20 protein-coding genes, 1 other RNA gene and 1 riboswitch are annotated in these 22,711 nt (G+C 68.1%); of the genes, 11 read left to right on the top strand and 10 right to left on the bottom strand.

The window, feature by feature from the left end:
• Positions 1-11 precede the first annotated feature (11 nt).
• The gene (locus U9J39_RS04115; protein WP_326346579.1) at positions 12-1,904 is read right to left on the bottom strand and encodes a TonB-dependent receptor domain-containing protein; all 1,893 of its coding nucleotides are present in this window, start codon (positions 1,902-1,904) and stop codon (positions 12-14) included.
• Positions 1,905-1,978: 74 nt separating this feature from the next.
• A riboswitch (cobalamin riboswitch) is annotated at positions 1,979-2,271 on the bottom strand.
• A gap of 210 nt (positions 2,272-2,481) precedes the next feature.
• Between U9J39_RS04115 and U9J39_RS04110 the strand changes: the two genes are divergently transcribed.
• The 6 genes from U9J39_RS04110 to U9J39_RS04085 all read left to right on the top strand — a co-directional run bounded on the left by U9J39_RS04110 (position 2,482) and on the right by U9J39_RS04085 (position 5,897).
• Positions 2,482-2,802 (top strand): hypothetical protein, encoded by a 321-nt coding sequence (locus U9J39_RS04110; protein WP_012353681.1) that lies wholly within the window; start codon positions 2,482-2,484, stop codon positions 2,800-2,802.
• Complete coding sequence (locus tag U9J39_RS04105) at positions 2,799-3,131, top strand: cell division protein ZapA (RefSeq protein WP_062801552.1); 333 nt, start codon at positions 2,799-2,801, stop codon at positions 3,129-3,131. Before U9J39_RS04110 ends, U9J39_RS04105 begins: the two co-directional genes overlap by 4 nt.
• 235 nt (positions 3,132-3,366) lie before the next feature.
• Positions 3,367-3,584, top strand: a non-coding RNA gene (gene ssrS / locus U9J39_RS04100) — 6S RNA.
• 97 nt (positions 3,585-3,681) lie between these two features.
• Positions 3,682-4,164, top strand: coding sequence for an EVE domain-containing protein (locus tag U9J39_RS04095; protein ID WP_172581755.1), 483 nt, complete (start codon positions 3,682-3,684; stop codon positions 4,162-4,164).
• A gap of 76 nt (positions 4,165-4,240) precedes the next feature.
• The gene (locus U9J39_RS04090; RefSeq protein WP_115711720.1) at positions 4,241-5,065 is read left to right on the top strand and encodes a sulfite exporter TauE/SafE family protein; all 825 of its coding nucleotides are present in this window, start codon (positions 4,241-4,243) and stop codon (positions 5,063-5,065) included.
• Between the two features lie 133 nt (positions 5,066-5,198).
• On the top strand, positions 5,199-5,897 hold the full coding sequence (locus U9J39_RS04085) for an SIMPL domain-containing protein (RefSeq protein WP_115680984.1): 699 nt from the start codon (positions 5,199-5,201) through the stop codon (positions 5,895-5,897).
• 85 nt (positions 5,898-5,982) lie between these two features.
• Here U9J39_RS04085 and U9J39_RS04080 read toward each other — a convergent pair whose 3' ends face one another.
• The 5 genes from U9J39_RS04080 to U9J39_RS04060 form a co-directional block, all read right to left on the bottom strand.
• Positions 5,983-7,536 carry a malonate--CoA ligase gene (locus U9J39_RS04080; protein WP_326346578.1) on the bottom strand — a complete coding sequence of 518 codons (1,554 nt, stop codon included), beginning with the start codon at positions 7,534-7,536 and terminating at the stop codon, positions 5,983-5,985.
• A gap of 69 nt (positions 7,537-7,605) precedes the next feature.
• Positions 7,606-8,388, bottom strand: a complete 783-nt coding sequence (locus U9J39_RS04075; protein WP_115680986.1) for an enoyl-CoA hydratase/isomerase family protein — start codon at positions 8,386-8,388, stop codon at positions 7,606-7,608.
• A 39-nt stretch (positions 8,389-8,427) separates the two neighbouring features.
• A complete protein-coding gene (locus U9J39_RS04070; RefSeq protein WP_116379117.1) occupies positions 8,428-9,438 on the bottom strand; it encodes a Bug family tripartite tricarboxylate transporter substrate binding protein in 1,011 nt (336 codons plus the stop codon).
• A 165-nt stretch (positions 9,439-9,603) separates the two neighbouring features.
• Positions 9,604-11,037, bottom strand: coding sequence for a malonyl-CoA decarboxylase domain-containing protein (locus U9J39_RS04065; protein WP_115710597.1), 1,434 nt, complete (start codon positions 11,035-11,037; stop codon positions 9,604-9,606).
• 70 nt (positions 11,038-11,107) lie between these two features.
• On the bottom strand, positions 11,108-11,848 hold the full coding sequence (locus U9J39_RS04060) for a GntR family transcriptional regulator (RefSeq protein ID WP_115710599.1): 741 nt from the start codon (positions 11,846-11,848) through the stop codon (positions 11,108-11,110).
• 768 nt (positions 11,849-12,616) lie between these two features.
• Between U9J39_RS04060 and U9J39_RS04055 the strand changes: the two genes are divergently transcribed.
• Together U9J39_RS04055 and U9J39_RS04050 are read left to right on the top strand one after the other, a co-directional pair.
• Positions 12,617-13,708, top strand: coding sequence for a YjgN family protein (locus tag U9J39_RS04055; protein WP_326346577.1), 1,092 nt, complete (start codon positions 12,617-12,619; stop codon positions 13,706-13,708).
• Between the two features lie 6 nt (positions 13,709-13,714).
• Positions 13,715-14,734, top strand: a complete 1,020-nt coding sequence (locus U9J39_RS04050) for a M48 family metallopeptidase (RefSeq protein WP_115680991.1) — start codon at positions 13,715-13,717, stop codon at positions 14,732-14,734.
• A gap of 21 nt (positions 14,735-14,755) precedes the next feature.
• On the opposite strand, the gene lgt is transcribed toward U9J39_RS04050, so the two are convergent.
• Positions 14,756-15,574 carry a prolipoprotein diacylglyceryl transferase gene (lgt, locus tag U9J39_RS04045; RefSeq protein WP_115680992.1) on the bottom strand — a complete coding sequence of 273 codons (819 nt, stop codon included), beginning with the start codon at positions 15,572-15,574 and terminating at the stop codon, positions 14,756-14,758.
• A 298-nt stretch (positions 15,575-15,872) separates the two neighbouring features.
• Here lgt and ilvD point away from each other — a divergent pair, with 298 nt between their 5' ends.
• A complete protein-coding gene (ilvD, locus tag U9J39_RS04040; protein ID WP_116312993.1) occupies positions 15,873-17,546 on the top strand; it encodes a dihydroxy-acid dehydratase in 1,674 nt (557 codons plus the stop codon).
• Positions 17,547-17,673: 127 nt separating this feature from the next.
• Here the strand turns inward: ilvD and U9J39_RS04035 are convergent, their stop codons facing one another.
• From U9J39_RS04035 to U9J39_RS04025, 3 genes are read right to left on the bottom strand one after another with little or no spacing between them, the layout of a single operon-like run.
• Entirely contained in the window at positions 17,674-18,198 is a 525-nt protein-coding gene (locus tag U9J39_RS04035; protein WP_326346576.1) for a hypothetical protein, read from the bottom strand.
• On the bottom strand, positions 18,195-18,629 hold the full coding sequence (locus U9J39_RS04030; protein WP_115680995.1) for a DNA polymerase III subunit chi: 435 nt from the start codon (positions 18,627-18,629) through the stop codon (positions 18,195-18,197). The genes U9J39_RS04035 and U9J39_RS04030 overlap by 4 nt, the downstream gene beginning before the upstream one ends.
• Before the next feature lie 34 nt (positions 18,630-18,663).
• A complete protein-coding gene (locus tag U9J39_RS04025; protein ID WP_116312995.1) occupies positions 18,664-20,214 on the bottom strand; it encodes a leucyl aminopeptidase in 1,551 nt (516 codons plus the stop codon).
• A 187-nt stretch (positions 20,215-20,401) separates the two neighbouring features.
• Between U9J39_RS04025 and lptF the strand changes: the two genes are divergently transcribed.
• Together lptF and lptG are read left to right on the top strand one after the other, a co-directional pair.
• A complete protein-coding gene (lptF, locus tag U9J39_RS04020; protein WP_115710611.1) occupies positions 20,402-21,532 on the top strand; it encodes an LPS export ABC transporter permease LptF in 1,131 nt (376 codons plus the stop codon).
• On the top strand, positions 21,529-22,707 hold the full coding sequence (lptG, locus tag U9J39_RS04015) for an LPS export ABC transporter permease LptG (RefSeq protein ID WP_326346575.1): 1,179 nt from the start codon (positions 21,529-21,531) through the stop codon (positions 22,705-22,707). The genes lptF and lptG overlap by 4 nt, the downstream gene beginning before the upstream one ends.
• Positions 22,708-22,711: the final 4 nt, after the last annotated feature.

Genomic DNA, 22,711 nt, shown 5'->3' with positions numbered 1-22,711 from the left:
CGCCCGCGCGCTCATCGCTGGCGCCAGCCCAGCGTGATGAAGCCCGCGCGCCCCTGCGTGTTGTAGGGGTAGGCGAGCTGGTAGTCCTTGTCGAACAGGTTTTCGACGCGGGCGGCGATGAACCATTGCTTGTCGATGTTGTAGCGGGCGGTGAGGTTGACGATACCGTATCCGCCCAGCCGGCGCGAGCCGGCATCCATGCGCGACGACGACAGCAGCCATTCGCCGCCGAAGCGCCAGTTGCCGATATCGCGGCCCACGTCCAGCGCGGCATGGCGGCGCGCGCGGCGCAGCAGCTGGGTGTTGGTCTGCTCGTCGACCGGGTTCTGGAAGGTCACGCTGGCGCCAAAGTCGGTGCCATACACGGTGGCGCGCCACGATGCCTCGATGCCCTGCACCTTGGCCTGGTTGACGTTCTGCGCCAGGAACATGCCGTTGGGCTGCTGTGCCGACACGATCAGGTCGTGGTAGCGCGTCTCGAAGGCGGTCACGCGCAGCAGGCCGGCGCTGGCGGTGGTGTACTGCACGCCGGCCTCGATCGACTTGGCGCGCTCGGGCTGCAGGTTGGGCTGGCCGAAGTTGGGGTAGTACAGCTCGTTGAAGGTCGGCGCGCGGAAGGCATTGCTGACGCTGGCGATCAGCTTGAAGGCGTCGGTCAGGTTGTAGCCGTAGCCGGCGAAGAAGCTGCCCTGGTTGCCGAAGTCGGAATAGTGGTCGTTGCGCGCGTTGAGCTGCAGCTGGTGCTTGCCGAAGCGCCCGTCATAGCCGCCGAACACCGAGAACACATTGCGCGTCGGCGCGCCGTAGGCGCTCGAGTCCAGCTCCTGCTGCAGGTAGTCGGTGCCGAACAGCAGCGTGTGGTTGGCGGCCAGCGCATACTCGTTCTGCCAGTTGAACTGGCGGTTGCGGGTATTGAAGGTGCCGTTGGGCCTGCCGTTGAGGAAGGTGTCGCTGCGGTCCTCGCTCTGCGACAGCTTGAAATGCGTGGTCCAGTCCGTGCCCAGCTTGCCGTTGACGAAGGCCGACAGCGTGTACAGCTCGCTGTCGGTGCGGTTCTCGTCGGTGGGGCGGCCGAAGGCGCTGTCGAACGACAGCTTGCTCTTCGAGTAGTAGCCGGTGATGCCGGCATCCCAGTTGGGCGTGAAGCGGTGCTTCACCTGCCCCGACACGCTCTGGTTCTCGTACGGGTTGTCGTTGGGGTTGGCGCGCGGCGCCTGCTTCGTATTGATCGACGAGAAGCCGTCGGTCTTGAACGCCGAGCCGGTCAGGTTGAACGAGGTATCGCCGACCTGGCCGCCATAGCCGACCGTGCCCTGGCGCGTATTGTTGCTGCCGTACTCCACCGCGGCGTTGGCCGCCGGCGCCTGGCCTGCACCGCTCTTGGTGAAGATCTGCACCACGCCGCCGATCGCGTCCGAGCCGTACAGCGCCGAGACGTTGCCGCGCACCACCTCGATGCGGTCGATCTGGTCGGGCAGGATATTGGCCAGTTGCGCGGTGCCGCTGCTGGCCGACGACACCCGTACGCCGTCGATCAGGATCAGGGTCTGGTTGGAGTTGGCGCCGCGCATGAACAGCGAGGTATTGCTGCCCATGCCGCCGTTGGTCGCGAACTCGACGCCGGCCTGGCTGCGCAGCAGCGTGCGCAGGTCCGGCGCCTGCGCATTGGCGATGTCCTGCTGCGTGACCACCGTGGTATGCGGCAGCGCCTCGGTGATCGACTGCGCGGTGCGGGTGGAAGTGACCACCACCGGCGCGAGCTGCGCGGTGCGGCTGTCCGCCGCCTGCGCGGAAGCGGTACCGGGAACCAGGGTGAACGAGGCCATGGCCGCCAGGATGGCGGGCACGGACGGACGCACCGCCGGGCTTGCCGGGCGGGTCGACCTGTGAAGCGATGAACGCATGATGCAGGACTGGATAGGAACGGCCGGGCCCGTTCCCCCGCGGGCCATATGGCGATGAGGCGTGCCGCGCACGGGCGGCAGCCCGCGTTCAGGCCGGTATCCGGGCTGGCGACACGGAACCGGCGCCTTCCCGAACCTGCGGTTCAGTGGCGTGTGGCCGGTCCTGCGGGCATGTGGCCTGGCATCCGATGACGGATCGGGCCTTGCCAGCGATGTGGCTGGCGCATGCGCACCGCGGTCGCTTACCGTTGCGGGGGCAGCACAGGTTGGCCTGTCCGGCGCGCAGCCGGCCCGGCTCCCTGTTTCCCGTTGAACTGCCCCTTCGCCAGGGACGAAAAGGGCGAGCACCTGGAACGTGCGCGAGTCTATGGCGTTTCGCCCCCCGCGTCAACGCGGCAACCCCACTGCGCGCATGGGCCGCGTGGTAGCGTTTTGTCACACTCTCGCGGCGTCTTGGGTGCAGAAGCCTGCAACTTCCATGCGGGCGGCCGGTCACAAACCTTTCCTCCGCATTGTGCATGCCGGCGCATCGGCTAGAATCGCGATACCTGACACTACTCCCATCATGACAGGCCCTATGCTCACCGAACTCGAACAACTGGCCGCCAAGATCGGGCGCGTGCTGCACCATGCGGACACCCTGGCGGCGGAGAACCAGCGGCTGCGCGACGAGATCGCGCGGCTGGAGGGCGAAGCCGCGCAGTTGCGCGGCGAGCGCGAGGCCATGGCCGCCGACCGCGAACTGCTCAATATCAAGATCGAGGAAGCGCAGCTGCGCATCCAGTCCATCCTTGACAAGCTGCCGACCGCCAGCGACACGCGCCAGCTCGACCTGCTCGGCGAAGAAGCCGTGGCGCAGGGCGCCGAAGCGCACAAGGCCCCCGGAGAACACGCATGAGCAACAAGCAAGTCGAAGTCAACATCGCCGGCCAGGCCTACCGCTTCGCCATCGCGCCCGAGAACGAGGCCGCGCTGCTCGAGGCCGTGGCCCTGGTCGACACGCAGATGAACAAGCTGCGCAGCGGCAGCGCGGCCAAGGGTGTCGAGCGCGTGGCGGTGATGGCCGCGATCAGCATCGCCTCGGACCTGCTGTCGCTGCAGCGCAAGCAGCAGGCCGAGGGCGCGATCCCGGTCGACGCCATCCGCGCGCGCATCCGCGAACTGAACGATCGCGCCGACGAAGCGCTGCGGCAATATGCCCACGTGGGCACCGGTACGCGCGGCTGAGCAGCACGGGTGGGATGTGCTGCGGATGCCGCGCTGCCGCGCAAAATGTAACGACACGCGCGAGCGCACTTGGTATGGCCTGCAACGCGGTGTATAGTGTAGCCAGACTGCACGAGGCACCACAGAAGTGCAGCTGACAGGTCAGGTTATCGCGCCTGGCCGCCGTTTTCATCCCATCCTTGTTAGAAACGGCAAACGTCTGACATCCAGCACGTGGACAGTCAGACGTTTGACAGTTTCCCTGCCTGGTTCGTGAGGGTCATAAACTCCTTGAACCGATATGCATTGCATGGTGCGGGATTATGTCGCGTGGGCGAGCGCGTCGTCGCATTCATAGTCCGGGCCTGGCCTGGACTCCCTGAGTGGATGATGTACCCGAAATGCGACTTCCGCAGCCACTCTGAACCTCACTTGGGTTCAGGATGCCGACCCAGCGGCCGAGGCGGGGACCCCCTAAAAAAGGCGGTGGTTTTCTGAACCATCGCCTTTTTTCTTGCCTGCATGCTTGCCCGTGTTTTCCCGCTCGGGCCTTCCTTTCCTGAGCAGCGCCGTGAGCCCTAACCAGAACCAACGCGCCCGCCAGTACTGGCTGATGAAATCGGAACCCGACGAGGCCAGCATCGACGACCTGGCCCGGGAACGGACGCTGCCGTGGACCGGCGTGCGCAACTACCAGGCGCGCAACTTCATGCGCGACGCCATGCAGGTGGGCGACGGCGTGCTGTTCTACCACTCGTCGTGCCCCGAGCCCGGCATCGCCGGACTGGCCGAGGTCTGCTCCGCGCCTTACCCCGACCCCACGCAGTTCGACCGCAAGAGCCCGTATTTCGACGCAGCATCCAAGGCGGAGGCGCCGCGCTGGCTGCTGGTCGACGTGCGCTTCGAACGCAAGAGCCGGCTGATCCCGCTGGCCGAGCTGCGCGAGCATGAAGCGCTGGCCGACATGGTGGTGCTCCGGCGCGGCAACCGGCTCTCGATCACGCCGGTGACGCCTGCGGAATGGCGCTATATCACCGGCAAGCTGATGGGCTGACGGGCTTGGCGTTGCCACGCCGCACCAGGCCTTGCGCGGCAAGGCTGACGACAATAACAACCACCTTGCTGACACGATGCCGTTCGACAACCTGCCGGTGCTGATCCCCGCCCTGCTCGCACTGGGCGCATTCACCGGCTTCTGCGCCGGCCTGCTCGGCGTGGGCGGCGGCATGATGATGGTGCCGTTCCTGACGCTGCTGTTCACCAGCCTGGGCTTTGCCGGCGAAGCCATCGTCCATATGGCGATCGCCACCTCGATGGGCACCATCCTGTTCACCTCGCTGTCGTCCGTGCGCGCGCACCACAAGCGCGGCGCGGTGCGCTGGCCGATCGTGCTGGCGCTGGCGCCCGGCATCGTGATCGGCGGCATGGTCGGCGGCGGCAAGGTCTTCGCGGCGCTGAAGACCAGCTGGCTGTCGCTGGCGTTCGCGGGCTTCGTCGGCTTCTCGGCGCTGCAGATGCTGCGCAACCGCCGGCCCAAGCCGGGGCGCCAGCTGCCGGGCTTCGCCGGCATGGCCGGCGCGGGCGGCGTGATCGGCTTCCTGTCTAGCCTGGTGGGCGCGGGCGGCGCCTTTGTCTCGGTGCCGTTCATGACCTGGTGCAATGTGCCGATCCACAACGCGGTGGCGACCTCGGCCGCGCTCGGCTTCCCGATCGCCGCGGCCAGCGTGGCGGGCTACATCTGGAGCGGCTGGCACGCGCCGGGGCTGCCGCCCGCCTCGCTCGGCTATCTCTACCTGCCCGCGCTGCTGGTGATCGCCGCGGCCAGCGTGCTGACCGCGCCGCTGGGCGCGCGCACCGCGCACCGCATGGATGTGGGCCAGCTGCGCAAGGTCTTCGCCGTGCTGCTGCTGTGCCTGGCCACGTATATGTTGTGGAAGGCCTGGCAGGCATTCTGACGATCCGCGTCACCCGCACGGGGGAAGCAAGACCACTCGCGCGACGCCACCGCAACAATCGTTTGCAATATCGCGGAACGATCGCCCTCGCGGCCACGTCTGATACCCATCACGTTTTGATTGGGAGAACCACATGAAACAATGGCTCGCCGCCACCCTGCTCGGCACCACCGCCGTCGTCGCTTCGGCCCACGGCGGTCCCACGGAAACACCGTCGGGCGTGCTGTCGCTGACCGCGCAGGCCGTCACCGAGGTGCCGACCGATATCGTGCACCTGACGCTGGCCGCGGAGCAGGAAGGCGCGGAACCGGCCGCGATCTCCTCGGGCCTGTCGACCCGGACCCAGGCCGTCATCACGCAGGCGCGCCGCGTGCAGGGCGTGACCGCCGAATCCGGCGGTTTCACCATCCACCCCAGCACCGACCGCAACGGCCGCATCAGTACCTGGCGCGGACGCTCCGAGGTCATCCTGAAGTCGCGCGATTTCTCGGCGGTGTCCAAGCTCGCGGGCGAGTTGGCGAGCCAGATGCAGGTGCAGAACATCGCCTTCTCGCTGTCGCGCGAAGCACGCGAGGCCGCCGAGGCCAAGCTCGCCGAGCAGGCCATCGCCTCGTTCCGCAACAAGGCGCAGGCCACCACCAAACTGTTCGGCTACAACAGCTACACCATCCGTGAAGTGAACGTGAACGAGACCGGCATGGTGCCGCCGGTGCCGCGCATGTACGGCGCCGCCAAGGCCATGATGGCCGACGCCGCGGTACCGGTGCCGGTTGAGGGCGGCAAGACCCAGGTCACGGTGTCGGTGAACGGGTCGGTGCAGATGCTGAAGTAAGCTGGCGCTTGCCACCGCCACTGGTAAGGGCTCCCCTCTCCCGCAGGCGGAAGAGGGGAGCAAACCCCCAGCTTTCGCCGGTTCCTCACAGCGCCGCAAACTTCTCCCGCAGCACGTTCTTCTGCACCTTGCCCATGGTGTTGCGCGGCAGCTCGTCCACCACGTGCACGCGCTTGGGCACCTTGAAATTGGCGATGCGGCCCTTGAGCGTGCCGATCAGCGCGCCCTCGTCGATGTCGGCACCGGGCTTGCGCACCACCACCGCCACCACCGCCTCGCCGAAATCCGCGTGCGGCACGCCGATCACGGCGCTCTCGGCCACGCCCGGCATCTCGTCGATAAAGCTCTCGATTTCCTTCGGGTAGACGTTGTAGCCGCCCGAGATGATCAGGTCCTTGCTGCGGCCGACGATGGTCAGGTAGTGGTCCGGCACCGCGCGCTCGCCCGCCTGGCTGACGATGGCGCCGCCGAAGCGGCCGACGTCGCCGGTCTTGAACCAGCCATCGTCGGTGAACTCTTCGCGGGTCTTTTCCGGCATGCGCCAGTAGCCCTGGAACACGTTCGGTCCCTGCACCTCGACGTTGCCGATCTCCCCTGGCGCGCAGCGCTTGCCGTCGCCGTCGACCACGCGCACCGACACCCCCGGCAACGGCATGCCGACGGTGCCGCCGATGCGCTCGCCCAGCGCCGGGTCATAGGGGTTGGACACCAGCATCACGGTCTCGCTCATGCCGTAGCGTTCCAGGATGGTATGGCCGGTGCGCTCGCGGAAGGCGTCGAAGGTTTCCAGCAGCAGCGGCGCCGAACCCGACACGAACAGGCGCATGCGGCGGCAGGTGTCGTCGTCGAAGCGCGGCTCCTGCAGCATGCGCACGTAGTAGGTCGGCACGCCCATCATCACGGTGCAGCGCGGCAGGAATTTCAGCACTTGCGCCATGTCGAGCCTGGGCGCCCAGATCATCTTGGCGCCGGCCAGCAGCGCGCCATGCGAGGCGACGAACAGGCCGTGCACATGGAAGATCGGCAGCATGTGCAGCAGCACGTCGTCGCTGCGCCAGCCCCAGAACTCGTGCAGCGTCTGCGCATTGGAGGCCAGGTTGCGATGGCTCAGCATCGCGCCCTTGCTGCGGCCGGTGGTGCCCGATGTATAGAGGATGGCGGCGAGGTCATCGTCGGCGCGCGCCACCGTCTCGAAGGCGTCGGCCTTGCCCGCCGCGCGCGACAGCAGCGAGCCGCTGCGGTCGTCGTCCAGCGTAAACACATGGTTCACGCCGTGGCGGAACGCCACCTTGGAGACCCAGCCGAAGTTCTTGCTGCTGCAGACCACCACCGACGGCTCGGCATTGCCGACGAAGTAGTCGATCTCGGCCTCCTGGTAGGCCGTGTTCAGCGGCAGGTAGACATAGCCGGCGCGCAGCGTGGCCAGGTACAGGAACAGCGCTTCGGGCGATTTTTCTACCTGCACCGCCACGCGCGCGCCTTCGGGCAGGTGCAGCGAGGCCAGCAGGGTGGCCAGCTTGGCGGTGGCGCGGTCAAGGTCGTCCCAGCTGTAGTACAGGCCGTCGTGCGTCTCGATGCAGCAGGCGGTACGGTCAGCGGGGAAGCGGGATTCGAACAGGGCGAACAGGTTGGCGTTCATGGCAGGGAGCGAAGCAAAGACTGAGAAAGCAAAGACAACGAGGATAGGAAGCAGTGCCGTCGGCGCGCCCTACTCCCCGCGAAAATGTGGTGGCCGGCGCGCCAGGAAGGCAGCGACGCCTTCGGCGTGGTCCGCGCCTTCGGCATAGGCGAAATGCGCGTCCAGGTCGGCCGGCGACAGCGGCGCCGGCGACGGCGCCAGCCGGTGGATGGTGGCCTTGTTGATGCGCGCTGCGGCGGGCGCGCCGGCGGCGATGCGGCGCACCGTGGCGTCGACCTCCGCGGCCAGCGCGGCGGGCTCGACCACGCGGGTCAGCAGGCCTTTTTCGCGCGCCTCCGCGGCATCGAAGACGCGGCCCTCGAGCAGGATCTCCAGCGTCGCGGCGCGACCCGCCAGCGCCAGCAGGCCTTGCAGCTCGCCAGGCGCCATCGGGAAGCCCAGCCGATTGATCGGCACGCCGAAGCGGCTGTCCGAAGCGGCGATGCGCAGGTCGCAATGGCAGGCGATTTCCAGCCCGCCGCCCACGCACACGCCTTCGATCATCGCCACGGTGGGATGCGTGCATTGCGCCACCGCCGCCAGCGCGGGCGCGATGGTGGCCATGTGGTAGTGGCGCACGGCGGCCTCGTCGCCGCGCTCGGCGGGAAACTCGGCAATGTCGGCGCCGGCGGCAAAGTTGCCGTCGGCACCACGCACCACCACGCAGCGCAGCGAGTTATCCGCCGACAGGCGCGCAAACCCCGCCGCCAGCTCGCGCCACATCTGCGCGGAAATGGCGTTGAGCTTGCCCGCGTGCGCAAGCGTCACGGTGGCGGTGGTGCCCTGCGCGGCAAATCGCACGGTGCCGCTCATGGGCGCATCCCCCGGCTTCGGATCGGCATGGGCATGGCGTCAGTCCATCTTGGCGCCGGACTGCTGCACCACCTGGGCCCAGCGGCGGATCTCGGCGTGCTGGAACTGGCCGAACTGCTCCGGCGTGAACGCCGGCGTTTCCGAGCCGTTGTTCAGCCAGACCTGCTTCAGCTCCGGCGTGTTCAGCGCCTTCTCGGTCTCGGCGTAGAGGCGGTCGACAATGTCTTTCGGCGTGCCCTTGGGCACCCACATCGCGTACCACGTCGATACCTCGTAGTTGGGCACCCCAGCCTCGGCCGCGGTCGGCACGTTGGGGAAGGCGGGCGAGCGCTTGTTCGACGCCACCGCCAGCGCCTTGATGCGGCCCGCGCGGATATGCTGCGCCGACGAGCCGAGCCCGTCGAACATCAGGTCGACCTGGCCCGCGATCAGGTCGGACAGTGCCGGGCCGGCGCCCTTGTACGGGATATGGGTGATGAAGGTCTTGGTCTGGATCTTGAACAGCTCGCCCGCCAGGTGATGCGACGAGCCGTTGCCGGCCGAGCCGTAGTTGAGCTTGCCGGGGTTGGCGCGGGCGTAGGCGATCAGCTCCTGCAGCGTATTGGCCTTGACGCGGTTGGGATTGACCACCACCACCTGCGGCGGCTGCGCGATCACCGTGACCGGAATGAAGTCCTTCTCGATGTCGTAGTCCAGCTTCTTGTAGAACGACGGCGCGATGGCGTGGTGGGCGCCGCCGATAAACACGGTGTAGCCGTCCGGCGCGGCCTTGGACGCGAGGCTGGCGCCGACCGTGCCGCCGGCGCCGCCGCGGTTGTCGATCACGAACTGCTTGCCCAGCTGCTTGGACAGCTGCGCGGTGAGCGGGCGCGCGAAGGCGTCGGTGCCGCCGCCGGCGGGGAACGGCACGATCACGGTGACCGGCTTGGACGGCCAGGTATCGGCGTGCGCGGGGGCGGCAAGCATGGCGCCGGCACCGATGCCGGCCACGCCAAGGACCAGCCCCGCTGCGCGCGCGCAGGCGGCCAGGCTGAACTGACGACGATTCATCTTTGTCTCCTCTCTCTTCTGGAAAGTCAATCTGATGGCCGCGCGCGCCCGCATGGGCACTGCGCGGCTGGCTTTGCTTCTACGACATGGCTCCCGACAAAACGTCGCGGCGCGCCAGGCGCCGCGGGTGCAAGGGCAAGGACAATCCCCGTGACCGGACCAGGATCACAGCAGCTTGCCGACGCTGCGGCTGATGCGCGGGTTGCCTGCGCCCAGGCGTGCCAGATTGTCATCCAGCGCCTCGGGTACGTAAAGGTAATTGACCATCATGCCGCAGCTCTGGCTGCGGCCCTTGCGCGACAGGTCGGCGCCCCAGTTGAGCCGTTCCACGCAGGCGCCGTTGCCGAGGTGGAAACGCGCCACCGGGTCGGCCGGCATCGACTGGTTGCGTTCGCGCACCAGGAAATGCGCGGCCAGGGTCAGCGCGGTGTCGCGCACCACGGCATCGGCGGCATCCGGCGCCAGCGCCTCCAGCCAGGCCGCGCCGTCGGCGGGCGCGCTGCCGTGGCGTTCGCTCCAGCGCGCCAGCCGCTTGTCGCCCAGCACGCGCGCCACGGCCTCGCCGTCCTGCTTGCGCAGCCAGTCGGCGAACCCGGGAATCGGCGACAGCGTGGCGAACTGCTTCACCTTGGGGAATTCGCGCTGCACTTCCTCGATCACGCGCTTGAGCAGGAAGTTGCCGAAGCTGACGCCGCGCAGCCCCGCCTGCGTGTTGCTGATCGAATAGAAGATCGCCCACTTGACGCGGCGCAGGTCTTCCAGCGGCGCGGCTTCGTCCAGCAGGGTATGGACGTCGGCGGCCATCTCGGGGGCAAAGGCCACCTCGACGAAGATCAGCGGCTCGCGCGGGATGCGCGGGTGGAAGAAGGCGTAGCAGCGGCGGTCGGAATCGAGCCGGTTGCGCAGGTCGGTCCACGAGGCGATCTCGTGCACGGCCTCGTAGCGGATCAGCTTTTCCAGCAGCGACGCGGGCGAGTCCCAGGTGATCGGCTGCAGCTCGAGCAGGCCGACGTCGAACCAGTTGGAGAACAAGCCCTCGAGGTCGTCGTCGAGCGGGCGCAGCCCGGGCATGCGGCGCTGCCAGCGCAGCATGTCGGCGCGCAGCTGGATCAGGAAATGCAACCCGCAGGCGCTGTTGCCGCGCTGGCCATGCAGCGCGGCCAGCCGCTTGAAGAAACGGATGCGCGCGTTGGACTGGGCCTGGCCCGCGCGCGCGCCCTTGTCGCCATCGGCCGCGGCCTCTTCGCTGCCGTTGCTGGCCACTTCGGCCAGCACCGCCAGCATGCCGCGCCGCGTGGCCTCGCCGGCGGCTTCGTATTCGGCCTGCCAGGCCTGCGCGGCGGCATTGGCGGCGCCGTCGGTCAGGCGCGCATCGAAGCACAGGCGCAGTTGCTCGCGCTGGCGGCGCACCACCCGCGCCGGCAGCGGCGCCTCGCCATCGGCCGGCGTGGCGGCCCTGGCATCGCCATTGGCCTTGGCGTCGGCCTCGCCCTTGCGCCCCCACCAGCGGCCCAGCCGCGACAGGATATTGGAGCTGGACGGCTCGTTCTCGCCCAGCGGCGCGCTGATCTTCTGGTCACCCGTATCGAAGGAGTTCATGCGGTACCTGCCTTTGATGCATCGATGTGAACGTGGGGGAAACTGTGGCTGGCGTGGCGGTGTGCGGGAGTCAGTCTTCGGCGCCCGCCACGCGCAAGGCCGGCGGGGCGCGCACGGCCGCCTTTACCTCGGCTAGGTCGGTGACGTCCTGCGTCATCGCGGCGCCGCCGGCATCGAGCGCCTGCAGCGCGCCGCGCTGGCGCAGCAAGTGGGTCTTCATCATGGCTTCGGCGCCTTCCGGGTCGCGCGCCTTGAGCGCGGCAAACACGCTCAGGTGCTCGGCGCAGGATTCATGGATCCGCCCCGGCAGCTTGAGGCTCTTGTGGCGCGACAGCCGCAGCACCTTGCGCAGGTCGCTGATCAGCCCGCTCAGCCAGCGGTTGCCCGCCAGCCGCTGGATCGCTTCATGGATCTGGGCGTTGGTCTCGTAGTAGGCGTCGATATCGCCGGCCTGGGCATAGCGCGCCAGGTCGGCGTGCAGGCCGTCGAGCGCGTCGAGGTCGGCGCGGGTGGCGTTGCGCGCGGCCTCATAGGCGCAACGCCCTTCGAGCAGCGCCATCAGCGGGAAGATCTCGTCGAGGTCCTGCTCGGACAGTTCATTGACGAAACAGCCACGGCGCGGCTCCAGCCGCACCAGGCCTTCGGCGGCAAGCACCTTGAGCGCCTCGCGCAGCGGCGTGCGCGAGATGCCCAGCGTTTCGGCCATCGCGCTTTCGTCGATCCATGCGCCCGGCACCAGCGTATGCGCGTCGATCATGGCGCGCAGCCGGTCTGCCACTTCCAGGTACAGCGCCTGCTGGACGATGCGCATGCCATCTCCTGTATCGCACGGAGAATCCAATGGCGTGTGCATCGGATCCCATAATTCATAATTATGGATTAGGGCGCGAACGATACAAGGACTTTCGATGGTGCACCGCAAGGTCGTGCGTGCAGGTCCAGCGGGAAATGATGTGGTGAGGTGCGGCGGGCGTCCCTTGCCTCCCCGCAAGGAACCGCCCGCGCCTGAAAAGAACTGCCGAACTGCGTGATTCATCGCTGGCGGATACGAATGCATCCGTCGCGTGGGTCCATGGATTGACCTGGCGCTGGCCCCGCGCCACCCCTGTTGCAAACGCGCCAAAGCGCGTGGATTTTCCCGTGCCCTTTGATCCGTGCAGCGCGGCTAGCGTAACTCTCGACCCGAAGAGCCGTACTCCCCCCTGGCACTGCCGTTGGCGGCTGTGGCTCGCCGCTCATCTTGTAACAGTGATATTAGCGATTTACGTGCCAGTCTGGCTAAGCCCTTGATTTTATGGATGGCACCGAACCGCAACTTGTTACAGGATGAGATCAGTGTAACAGAATGTTTCCAAAGTGTTACGAGGGTTTTCCATGGTGAGGACGATACGGCATGGGCTGGCGGCACGCGGCCATACAAATTGTGCCGTCGGCGGTATTTATCGATGTCAGAATGTGAGGCCGTCGCCGCAATCGCCTTGCCTGGCATCGTTGCGTTTTTGAAACAGGCGCCGGCCGCCGCGGATATCCCCCGCCGGTTTCCTGTAGCCATCGCACACATCACTCTGGAGGTCATGCCATGCAAGCTGGCAGCAGCGATTTCACCCTGGCCGCCAACCCGGCCGAACCGGCATCGCCCGCCAGCCCTGGCGCCGCCGCGCTGCGGCCGCTGGGCCTGAGCTTCACCGGGTCGGGCTCGGAATATTTCCGAATCTGGATCGTCAATGCGCTGCTGACCATCGTCACCCTGGGCATCTATTCCGCCTGGGCCAAGGTGCGCACGCTGCAGTACTTCTACCGCAATACGCGGCTGGACGGCGCCAGCTTCGACTATCACGGCAAGCCGTCGGCAATCCTGAAAGGCCGGGCCATCGTGTTCGGGCTGGTGCTGGCGTTCCAGTTCGCGTCGACCTTCTCGCCGTTCCTGGCGCTGGCGATGCTGCTGGTGCTGCTGGCGGTGTTTCCGTTGCTGCTGGTGCGTTCGCTGCGCTTCCGCATGGCCAACTCCAGCTACCGCGGCCTGCGCTTCGGCTTCACCGGCGGCGATGCCGAGGCCTACCGGGTGTTCGTACTGTGGCCGCTGGCCGCGGTGGCCACGCTGGGCTTGCTGGGACCGCTGGCGCACCAGCGCTTCAAGCGCTACCAGCACAACCACACCCGCTTCGGCACGGCACCGTTCGGCTTCCACGCCGGCGCGGGCGATTTCTACCGGGCCTACCTGCGCGCCTTCGGCGTGGTGCTGGCGGGCACGCTGGTGATGGCCGCGGCCGGCTTCCTGATGGCGCCGGGGATCGGCAATTTCGGCGCGGCGGCGCTGCTTGGCTTCGGCATCGCCGGCTTCTACCTGGGCATGCTGTCGGTCAGCCCCTACCTGATGGCGCGGCTGCAGAATGTGGTGTGGAGCCACACCACGCTGGCGCCGCACGCGTTCCGCAGCCAGGTCAGCGCCGCGCGCATGGTCTTTATCTTTGTCACCAACCTGATTGCGATCGCCCTGACGCTCGGCCTGTTCCTGCCGTTCGCGCGCGTGCGCGCCACGCGCTACCGGCTGCAATGCGTGACCATGCTCGCGGCCGGTCCGCTCGACAGCTTCGTCGCCGGCGAAGCGCAGCAGGTGGGCGCGCTGGGCGACGCGGCGGTAGACTGGTACGACATCGACATCGCGCTCTGACGCGCCATGATCCCGGTCACCTTCTTCGACGGCCGCTCGTCGCGCGCGCATCCTGCCACGCTGGCCGTGGAGGCGCAGCAGGCCGTGCTGCGCGACGCCGACGGCACCGAATTGCGGCGCGCGCCGCTGTCGCAGCTGCGCGTGTCGGAGCGCGTGCGCCGCGCGCCGCGGCTGGTCACCTTCGTCGACGGCGCCTTCTGCGAGGTCACCGACCATGCCGCCTTCGACCGATTGCTGGCCTCCACCGGCCACCGCGACGGCCTGGTGACGCGCGCGCAGAACAGCTGGCGCCTCGCTGGCCTGGCCGTGGCGGCGCTGGTGGCGGTGCTGGTGCTGGGCTACTACGTCTTGCTGCCGTGGGGTGCCGGCATGATGGCACGCGCGGTGCCGGCCGAACTGGAGGCCCGGCTCGGCCAGCTGACGCTGGAGAGCCTGGACCACGGCATGCTCGCGCCGACGCAGTTGCCGGCCGCCGAGCAGGCCCGCATCCGTGCCGGCTTCGCGGCGCTGCGGCGCCCGCGCGACGCCGCGCACGACTACCAGGTGGTGTTCCGCCAGGGCGGCGAAATCGGTGCCAATGCGCTGGCCCTGCCGGGGGGCATCATCATCGTCACCGACGAGCTGGTCGGCCTGGCGGGCAGCGGCGCCGGCCTGATGGGCGTGCTGGCCCACGAGGCGGGCCACGTGGCGCGCCGCCACGGGCTGCAGCAAGTGATCCAGGGCTCGGCCCTGGCCGCGCTGTCGGCCTACCTGTTCGGCGATATCTCGTCGGTGCTGGCGGGCGTGCCGGCCGCCATGCTGACCTTGCGCTATTCGCGCGACCACGAGCGCGAGGCCGACGCCTATGCCATCGACGTGATGCAGCGCAACGGCCTGCCGCCGGCGGCGCTGGCCGACGTGCTGGTCGCGCTGGAGCAGCGCGAGGGCAAGCCCGACGAAGCGCAGGCCGGGCGTGGCGAAGACTTCCTGTCGACGCACCCGCACACGCAGGCGCGCATCGACGCGCTGCGCCGTGCCGGCCGCTAGCGCGCGCTGGGCAGGCGGGGCTCAGGCCGCCGGCTGCGGCGCGCCGGCGCCGGGCTGGCGGCGGTAGGCCCAGATCACCATGGCGATGCCCGCCAGGATCATCGGCAGGCTCAGCCACTGGCCCATCGACAGCTTCAGCGCCAGCAGGCCCAGGAAGGTGTCGGGCTCGCGCGCGAATTCCGCGGCGAAGCGGAACGCGCCATAGCCGATCAGAAACACGCCCGAGACCGCGCCCATCGGCCGCGGCTTGCGCGCGAACAGCCACAGGATGACGAACAGCGCCACGCCCTCGCCGGCAAACTGGTAGAGCTGCGACGGATGGCGCGGGATGTTGTCGCCGGCCTGCGGGAAGATCATGCCCCACGGCAGGTCGGTGGCGCGCCCCCACAGCTCGCCGTTGATGAAGTTGCCAATGCGTCCGGCAGCCAGCCCGCAGGGAATCATCGGCGCGATGAAGTCGGTCACTTCCATCCAGTGGCGCCGGCGCAGCCGGCCGAACAGCCACATCGCCACCACCACGCCAAGGAAGCCGCCATGGAAGGCCATGCCGCCCTCCCACACCTTGAAGATCTCGATCGGATGCGCCAGGTAGTACGTCGGCTTGTAGAACAGCACGTAGCCCAGTCGCCCGCCCAGGATCACGCCCAGCACGCCGAAGAACAGCATGTCGTCCAGGTCGCGCGTGGTCCAGCCCTTGGCGGCGATATGCGGCTGGCGGATGCGCAGGCGCCCGAACCACAGGAACATGACGAACCCGGCCAGGTACATCAGCCCGTACCAGCGGATCGCAAGCGGGCCCAGGTGGATGGCAACCGGGTCGAACTGGGGATGAATCAGCATGTTGGCGTGAATGGTGGTTATGGGGCAGCGGCGGCGCCGGCCGTGCGGCGCCAGGTATGACGCGCGGGTGCGGCGAAGGTTGCACGGCAATGCCAACGCGTGGCCCGCGCACGCATCGTAGCCCGTAATGATGTCACAAATCCCCGCGGCGCCCCGCGAGGCGGACGCCGCGGGCGGCGCACTCCGGCGCCCCAACAATCCATTTGACACGCCAAAACGCACGCGTCATTCTTGCCCCATCACAGCGCCCGCCGCGCGCGCGCGGCGGCATAGAACAAGGATTCCGGAGACCCCAACCATGGCATTCAACAAGCGCTCCCGGCACATCACGCAAGGCGTGGCGCGCTCCCCCAACCGCTCGATGTACTACGCGCTCGGCTACCAGAAGGAGGACTTCGACAAGCCGATGGTGGGCATCGCCAACGGGCATTCGACCATCACGCCGTGCAATGCCGGCCTGCAGCGCCTGGCCGATGCGGCCATCGACGCGATCCGGGCCGCCGGCGCCAACCCGCAGGTGTTCGGCACCCCGACCATCTCCGACGGCATGTCGATGGGCACCGAGGGCATGAAGTACTCGCTGATCTCGCGCGAGGTCATCGCCGACTGCATCGAGACCGCGGCCCAGGGCCAGTGGATGGACGGCGTGGTGGTGATCGGCGGCTGCGACAAGAACATGCCGGGCGGCATGATCGCGCTGGCGCGCACCAACGTGCCGGGCATCTACGTCTACGGCGGCACCATCAAGCCCGGCCACTGGAAGGGCAAGGACCTGACCATCGTGTCGTCGTTCGAGGCGGTCGGCGAGTTCACCGCCGGGCGCATGAGCGAGGAAGACTTCGAAGGGGTGGAACGGAACGCCTGCCCGTCCACCGGCTCGTGCGGCGGCATGTACACCGCCAACACCATGAGCAGCTCGTTCGAGGCGTTGGGCATGTCGCTGCTCTACTCGTCGACCATGGCCAACCCGGACCAGGAAAAGGTCGACAGCGCCGCTGAATCGGCGCGCGTGCTGGTCGAGGCCGTCAAGCGCGACCTCAAGCCGCGCGACATCATCACGCGCGAGTCGATCGAGAACGCGGTGGCGCTGATCATGGCCACTGGCGGCTCCACCAACGCGGTGCTGCACTACCTGGCGATCGCGCATGCCGCCGAGGTGGAATGGACCATCGACGACTTCGAGCGCATCCGCCGCAAGGTGCCGGTACTCTGCAACCTCAAGCCGTCGGGCCAGTACGTGGCAACCGACCTGCACCGCGCCGGCGGCATCCCGCAGGTGATGAAGATCCTGCTCAAGGCCGGACTGCTGCACGGCGACTGCATCACCATCACCGGCCGCACCCTGGCCGAGGAACTCGAGCACGTGCCCGACGCCCCGCGCGCCGACCAGGACGTGATCCTGCCGATCGAGCGCGCGCTCTACGCCGAGGGCCACCTGGCCATCCTCAAGGGCAACCTCGCCGAGGAAGGCGCGGTCGCCAAGATCACCGGCCTGAAGAACCCGGTCATCACCGGCCCGGCGCGCGTGTTCGAGGACGAGCAGAGCGCGATGGACGCGATCCTGGCCGACCGCATCAACCCCGGCGACATCCTGGTGCTGCGCTACCTCGGCCCCAAGGGCGGCCCCGGCATGCCGGAAATGCTGGCGCCGACCTCGGCCATCATCGGCAAGGGCCTGGGCGAGTCGGTCGGCTTTATCACCGACGGCCGCTTCTCGGGCGGCACCTGGGGCATGGTGGTCGGCCACGTCGCGCCGGAGGCGTACGTCGGCGGCACCATCGCGCTGGTGCAGGAGGGCGACTCGATCACCATCGACGCGCACCAGTTGCTGCTGCAGCTGAACGTAGCGGACGAAGAACTGGCCCGGCGCCGCGCCAGCTGGAAGGCACCGGCGCCGCGCTATACGCGCGGGGTGCTGGCGAAGTTCGCGCGGCTGGCATCGACGGCGAGCAAGGGGGCGGTGACGGACTGAGAGCGGTCCGCTGGATGGCAAAAAGCCTGCGATCCCTCGCAGGCTTTTTCGTTTGCAGAGCGCTTGCAGTACCGTCGCCCCTGGCAGGCGCCCGCCTCTCCCGCAAGCGGGAGAGGGGAGAAAACCCTCAATCCTCCCCCGGCGCCTTCTCCATTTCCTCCAGCGTCGCGTCCAGCCACTCGACCAGTCGCGCCTCCAGCGACTGCGTCAGCTCGCTGGCCAGCTGCGCCGTCAGCGGCGCGAGCCGCGACTGCAGCGTGGCTTCGGTGTGGGCCGCGACCACCTGCGGCCATTCGGTGCGAAAGCGCATCATCACGCGGCTCAGCAGCTCGGTGCGCACCGCGCGCAGGTCGTCGTCGCCGGTGCCGGTGGCGGCGTCCGTCTGCACGGCGGGCTGGGCCGGCACGATCGCGTCGTCCAGCGCGGCGTCGCCGGTGTCACCCACCTGCATCACCATGCCGGCATCGTCCATGCCGAAGGTGTCGATCACGCCGTCGTCCGCCGCGGCGCCCGCCTGCGCCGGCGCTTCGGTGTCGGCTTCAGTGTCGGCTGCGGTGTCGACATCCGGCAGGTCGACCACCTCGGTCAGCAGCGGGATGCTGTCGTGCGGTTCCGGCCGCGGGATCACCCGCGAGGTGGTGCGTTCGCTCATGCGGCGTCTCCCTTGGGCTGGCCGATGTCGTGGTGCGTCAGCGGATACCCGCGTTCGCGGTAGAAGCGGTAGCGCTGGCGGCCGGCTTCGCGCGCGGCATCGCCGGCGCCGACCACCTCGATCAGCCGCTCGAAGCTGGCGAACTGCGCCGGGGCTTCGTCAGCCAGGTTGATCAGCAGCTGGTGGTGCGGCACGCCCTCGGTGGTGGCGGCCAGCAGGATCGGCGTGACCGCCGCGTTGGGGCTTTCCAGCCCGCAATGCGGCAGGAAGTCCAGCGGGGAGAAGGTCCACAGGCGCGCGTCGAGGTCAGCCAGCTGCGCCGGGGCGCCGTGGATCACCACCTTCTGCCCGGCGCCGTAGGCCTTGCGGACCAGCCGGCAGACATAGCCGAGCACGTCCGGCACGTTGCTATGGAAGTCGATGCGCGTCATGGACGGTTGCCGCTCCTGCTCCGTTGCGCCGCGCTCAGGCCGCGCGGTCCATCAGGAACTGCGTCAGCAGCGGCACCGGACGGCCGGTGGCGCCCTTGGCCGCGCCGCTCTTCCACGCGGTGCCGGCGATGTCCAGGTGGGCCCAGTCGTACTTCTCGGTGAAGCGCGCCAGGAAGCAGGCGGCGGTGACGCTGCCGGCCGGGCGGCCGCCGATATTGCCCATGTCGGCAAAGTTGGACTTGAGCTGGTCCTGGTATTCGTCGTCCAGCGGCATGCGCCAGGCGCTGTCCATGGCGCGGCGGCCAGCCTGCAGTAGCGCGTCGGCGAGCGCGTCGGAGCGCGCGTACAGGCCGCTGTTGACATGGCCGAGCGCGATGATGCAGGCGCCGGTCAGGGTGGCGACGTCGATCACCGCGGCCGGCTTGAAGCGCTCGACATAGGTCAGCGCATCGCACAGGATCAGGCGACCCTCGGCGTCGGTGTTCAGGATCTCGATGGTCTGGCCCGACATGCTGGTGACCACGTCGCCGGGCTTGGTGGCGATGCCGCTGGGCATGTTCTCGCAGGTGGGCACCACCGCGACCACGTTGAGCTTCAGGCCCATCTCGGCCACGGCCTGGATCGTGCCCAGCACCGAGGCGGCGCCGCACATGTCGTACTTCATCTCGTCCATGCCCTCGCCCGGCTTGAGCGAGATGCCGCCGGTATCGAAGGTGATGCCCTTGCCCACCAGCACCACCGGCGCCTGCTTGGCGCCGGCGCCGTCGTAGCGCAGCACGATGAACTGGGGCGGCTCCTCGCTGCCCTTGGTCACGGCCAGGAACGCGCCCATGTTGAGCGCCTCGATCTGCTTGCGCCCGAGGATCTCGGCCTTGAGCTTGTGGCGCTTGGCGATGGTGCGCGCGGTATTGGCCAGGTAGGTCGGTGTGCAGATATTGGAGGGCAGGTTGCCGAGGTCGCGCGTCAGCTCCATGCCGTTGGCGATGGCGGTGCCGCGCACCGCGGCCTGGGTCGCGGCGCGGGCGTCGCCGCTGTCGACCGCGATCACGACCTTGCGCAGCGAGGACTTGTCATTGGCGTTGGGCTTGCCGCTGGCCGCATTCTGGGCGTTGGCGCGCTTCAGTCCGGGATGGCGCTCGAGCAGGCGGTAGCCGGCTTCGCGCACCAGCGTGATGGTGGTGATCACGGCCCACGATACGTCGCGCTGCTGCGGCGCCTGTTGCGCCAGGCACCACAGCGCCGAGGTCGCACGCGTGGACGACAAGGCACGCACCGCGGTGCGCACCGCATCGGCGAAGGCCTTGTCCGTAAAGTCGGCTTCCTTGCCCAGGCCCACCAGCAGCACGCGCGCGGCGCCCACGCCGGCCACTTCGTGCAGCATCAGCTGGGTGCCGCGCTTGCCCTCGAAGTCGCCCTGCTTGACCAGCCGTCCCACCAAGCCCTTGGTGGCCACATCGAGGGCCTTGGCTACGCCGCCGAGATTCTGGCCTTCGAACAGGCCGACCACCAGGCAGTCGGTCTTGGTCGCCAGGAAACCATTTTGGCCGGCTTTGCTCCAATCCAGGGCTTTTGTGCTAAATTCCATCGCGCTTCCTTCCAGGGGCTCGTTAGACACGAAAGCCTCCATTATCCGCGATTTTTACCCCGCGACCTGCCGCCGCTGATACGCCCCGGTCACGTTGACAGCACGCTGTGCCGTCAGCCAGCTGTTCTGCCAGGCACCTCGCACGGCACATCGCCCGCTCCGGCCGGCAGCCCGGAACCGAACCCGCATGATCCTTCAACAAGCCCTGCGACGCGAGCTTGCCTACACCGCCGGGGCGGTGTTCCTGGTGATGCTGACCTTCATGCTCACCTCGCTCGTGATCCGCATCCTGGGGATGGCCGCCAACGGCAAGGCCAGCCCCAACGACGTGCTGATGCTGATCGGCCTGGCCACCATCGGCTACCTGTCGATCCTGCTGTCGGCGACGCTGTTCATTTCCACCCTGATCGTGCTGACGCGCTGGTACAAGGATTCGGAAATGGTGGTGTGGTTCTCGGCCGGCATCTCGCTGCGCGACCTGGTCAAGCCGGTGCTGCAGTTCGCCGCGCCCTTCATCGTGCTGGCGCTGCTGCTGGGCCTGTTCGCGTGGCCGTGGGCCAACCAGCAGAGTGCGCTGTTCCGCGACCGCTTCGAGCAGCGCGGGGTGATGTCGATGATCGCCGCCGGCCGCTTCATCGAGCCGGCCAAGGCCAACTACGTGCTGTTCATCGAAGGCATCGACGCCGACATGAAGCATGCGCGCAATGTCTTCGTCGCCAATGCCGAGGCCGACAAGATCGGCGTGGCGCTGGCGCACCAGGGCCAGTTCGAGACCATGCCCAACGGCGACCGGCTGGTGGTGATGGAGAATGGCCGCCGCTACTCAGGCACGCCCGGCCAGATCGACTACCGCATCGTCGAGTTCGAGCGCTATGCGGTCAAGGTGGACAACAAGCCGCCCGAGTCCGAGGCCAAGCTGCCGCCCAAGAGCCGCGACACCATCGAGCTGATCCGCAACCCCACGCGCGAGAACCTGGGCGAGCTGATCTGGCGCATCTCGCTGCCGATCCTGGCCTTCAACTTCGTCATGATCGCGATCCCGCTGGCCTACGTTAACCCGCGCCTGGGCCGCTACACGCCGCTGGTGTTCGCGGTGCTGATCTACCTGACCTACAGCAACCTGATCAACCTGTCGCAGTCCTGGGTGCGCAACGGCTCGATTCCGTTCTGGCTGGCCTGGTGGCCGATCCACCTGGCCGTGTTCCTGGGCGCGCTGGTGCTGTTCCGCTACCGCCAGAACCGCAGCCTGGGAGGCTGGCGCGCCGTGTTCGGGCTGCGCAAGCGCGATGCCGCGACTGCTGCCGGAGGCCGGGCATGAGGGTCCTGCGCGTCTATGAACGCTATTTCGGCCGGCTGGTCTATGGCGTGTTCGCCTTCATCCTGTTCGCGGTGCTGTCGCTGTTCGTGTTCTTCGACATGCTCAACGAGCTGGAGAACGTCAACGCCCAGTACACCTCGCTGGTGGCGCTGTTCCACGTCCTGCTGCAGGCACCCACGCGGGTGTACGAGGTGCTGCCGATCGCGGTGCTGATCAGCGCGATCTATGTGTTCTCGCAGCTGGCCAGCCAGTCCGAGTACACCATCTTCCGCGTGGCCGGCCTGAACACCCGCCAGGCGCTGTTCTCGCTGTTCAAGCTGGCGGTGCCGCTGGCGCTCGTGACCTTTCTGTTCGGCGAGTTCATCGGCCCGCGCGCCGAGCAGTATGCGCAGAAGGTCAAGCTGGAGGCGATCGGCGCGACGGTGTCGTCGGGCTTCCGCTCCGGGGTCTGGGTCAAGGACCGCGACAAGGATGCCACCGGCGAGGGCGAGATCACCCGCTTCGTCAACGTGGCGGGGCTGCGGCCAGACCAGACCATCACCGGCATCACCATGTACGAGTTCGACCCCCAGTACCGGCTGCGCGTGATCCGCGTGGCGCAGGAGGGGCGCTACCAGGGCGGCCAGTCGTGGGAGCTGCAGAACGTCAGCGAGACCCGCTTCGTCGAACTGGCGCCGCAGGCCCAGGGCGCTCAACCCGCGCCCGGCGCGCCGGCACGCGACGCGCTCGCGCCGGACTTCCGCGCCGAGCAGGTCAAGTTCCCGCGCGTGGCCATGCATTCGGAGCTGACCCCGCAGATCCTGTCCGTGCTGCTGGTGACGCCGGAGCGGATGTCGACGCTGGACCTGTTCCGCTATATCCGCCACCTGCGCGACAACAAGCAGGACACCCAGCGCTACGAGATCGCGTTCTGGAAGAAGGTGATCTACCCGCTGACGCTGTTCGTGATGGTGGCGCTGGCCCTGCCCTTCGCCTACCTGCACGCGCGCGCCGGCGCGGTCGGGGTCAAGGTGTTCGGCGGCATCATGCTGGGGCTGTCGTTCCACCTGTCGAATACGCTGTTCTCGCACGTGGGCCTGCTGCATACGTGGCCGCCGATCATTTCCGCGCTGGTGCCAGGCACGCTTTACCTGACGTTGGCGCTGCTGGCGCTGCGCTGGGTGGACCGGCACTGAGGAC

Origin of the sequence: Cupriavidus sp. SS-3 (assembly GCF_035818815.1) — a bacterium.
Taxonomy (GTDB): Bacteria; Pseudomonadota; Gammaproteobacteria; order Burkholderiales; family Burkholderiaceae; genus Cupriavidus; species Cupriavidus taiwanensis_C.
This window is presented reverse-complemented; position numbering and strand designations above follow the sequence as displayed.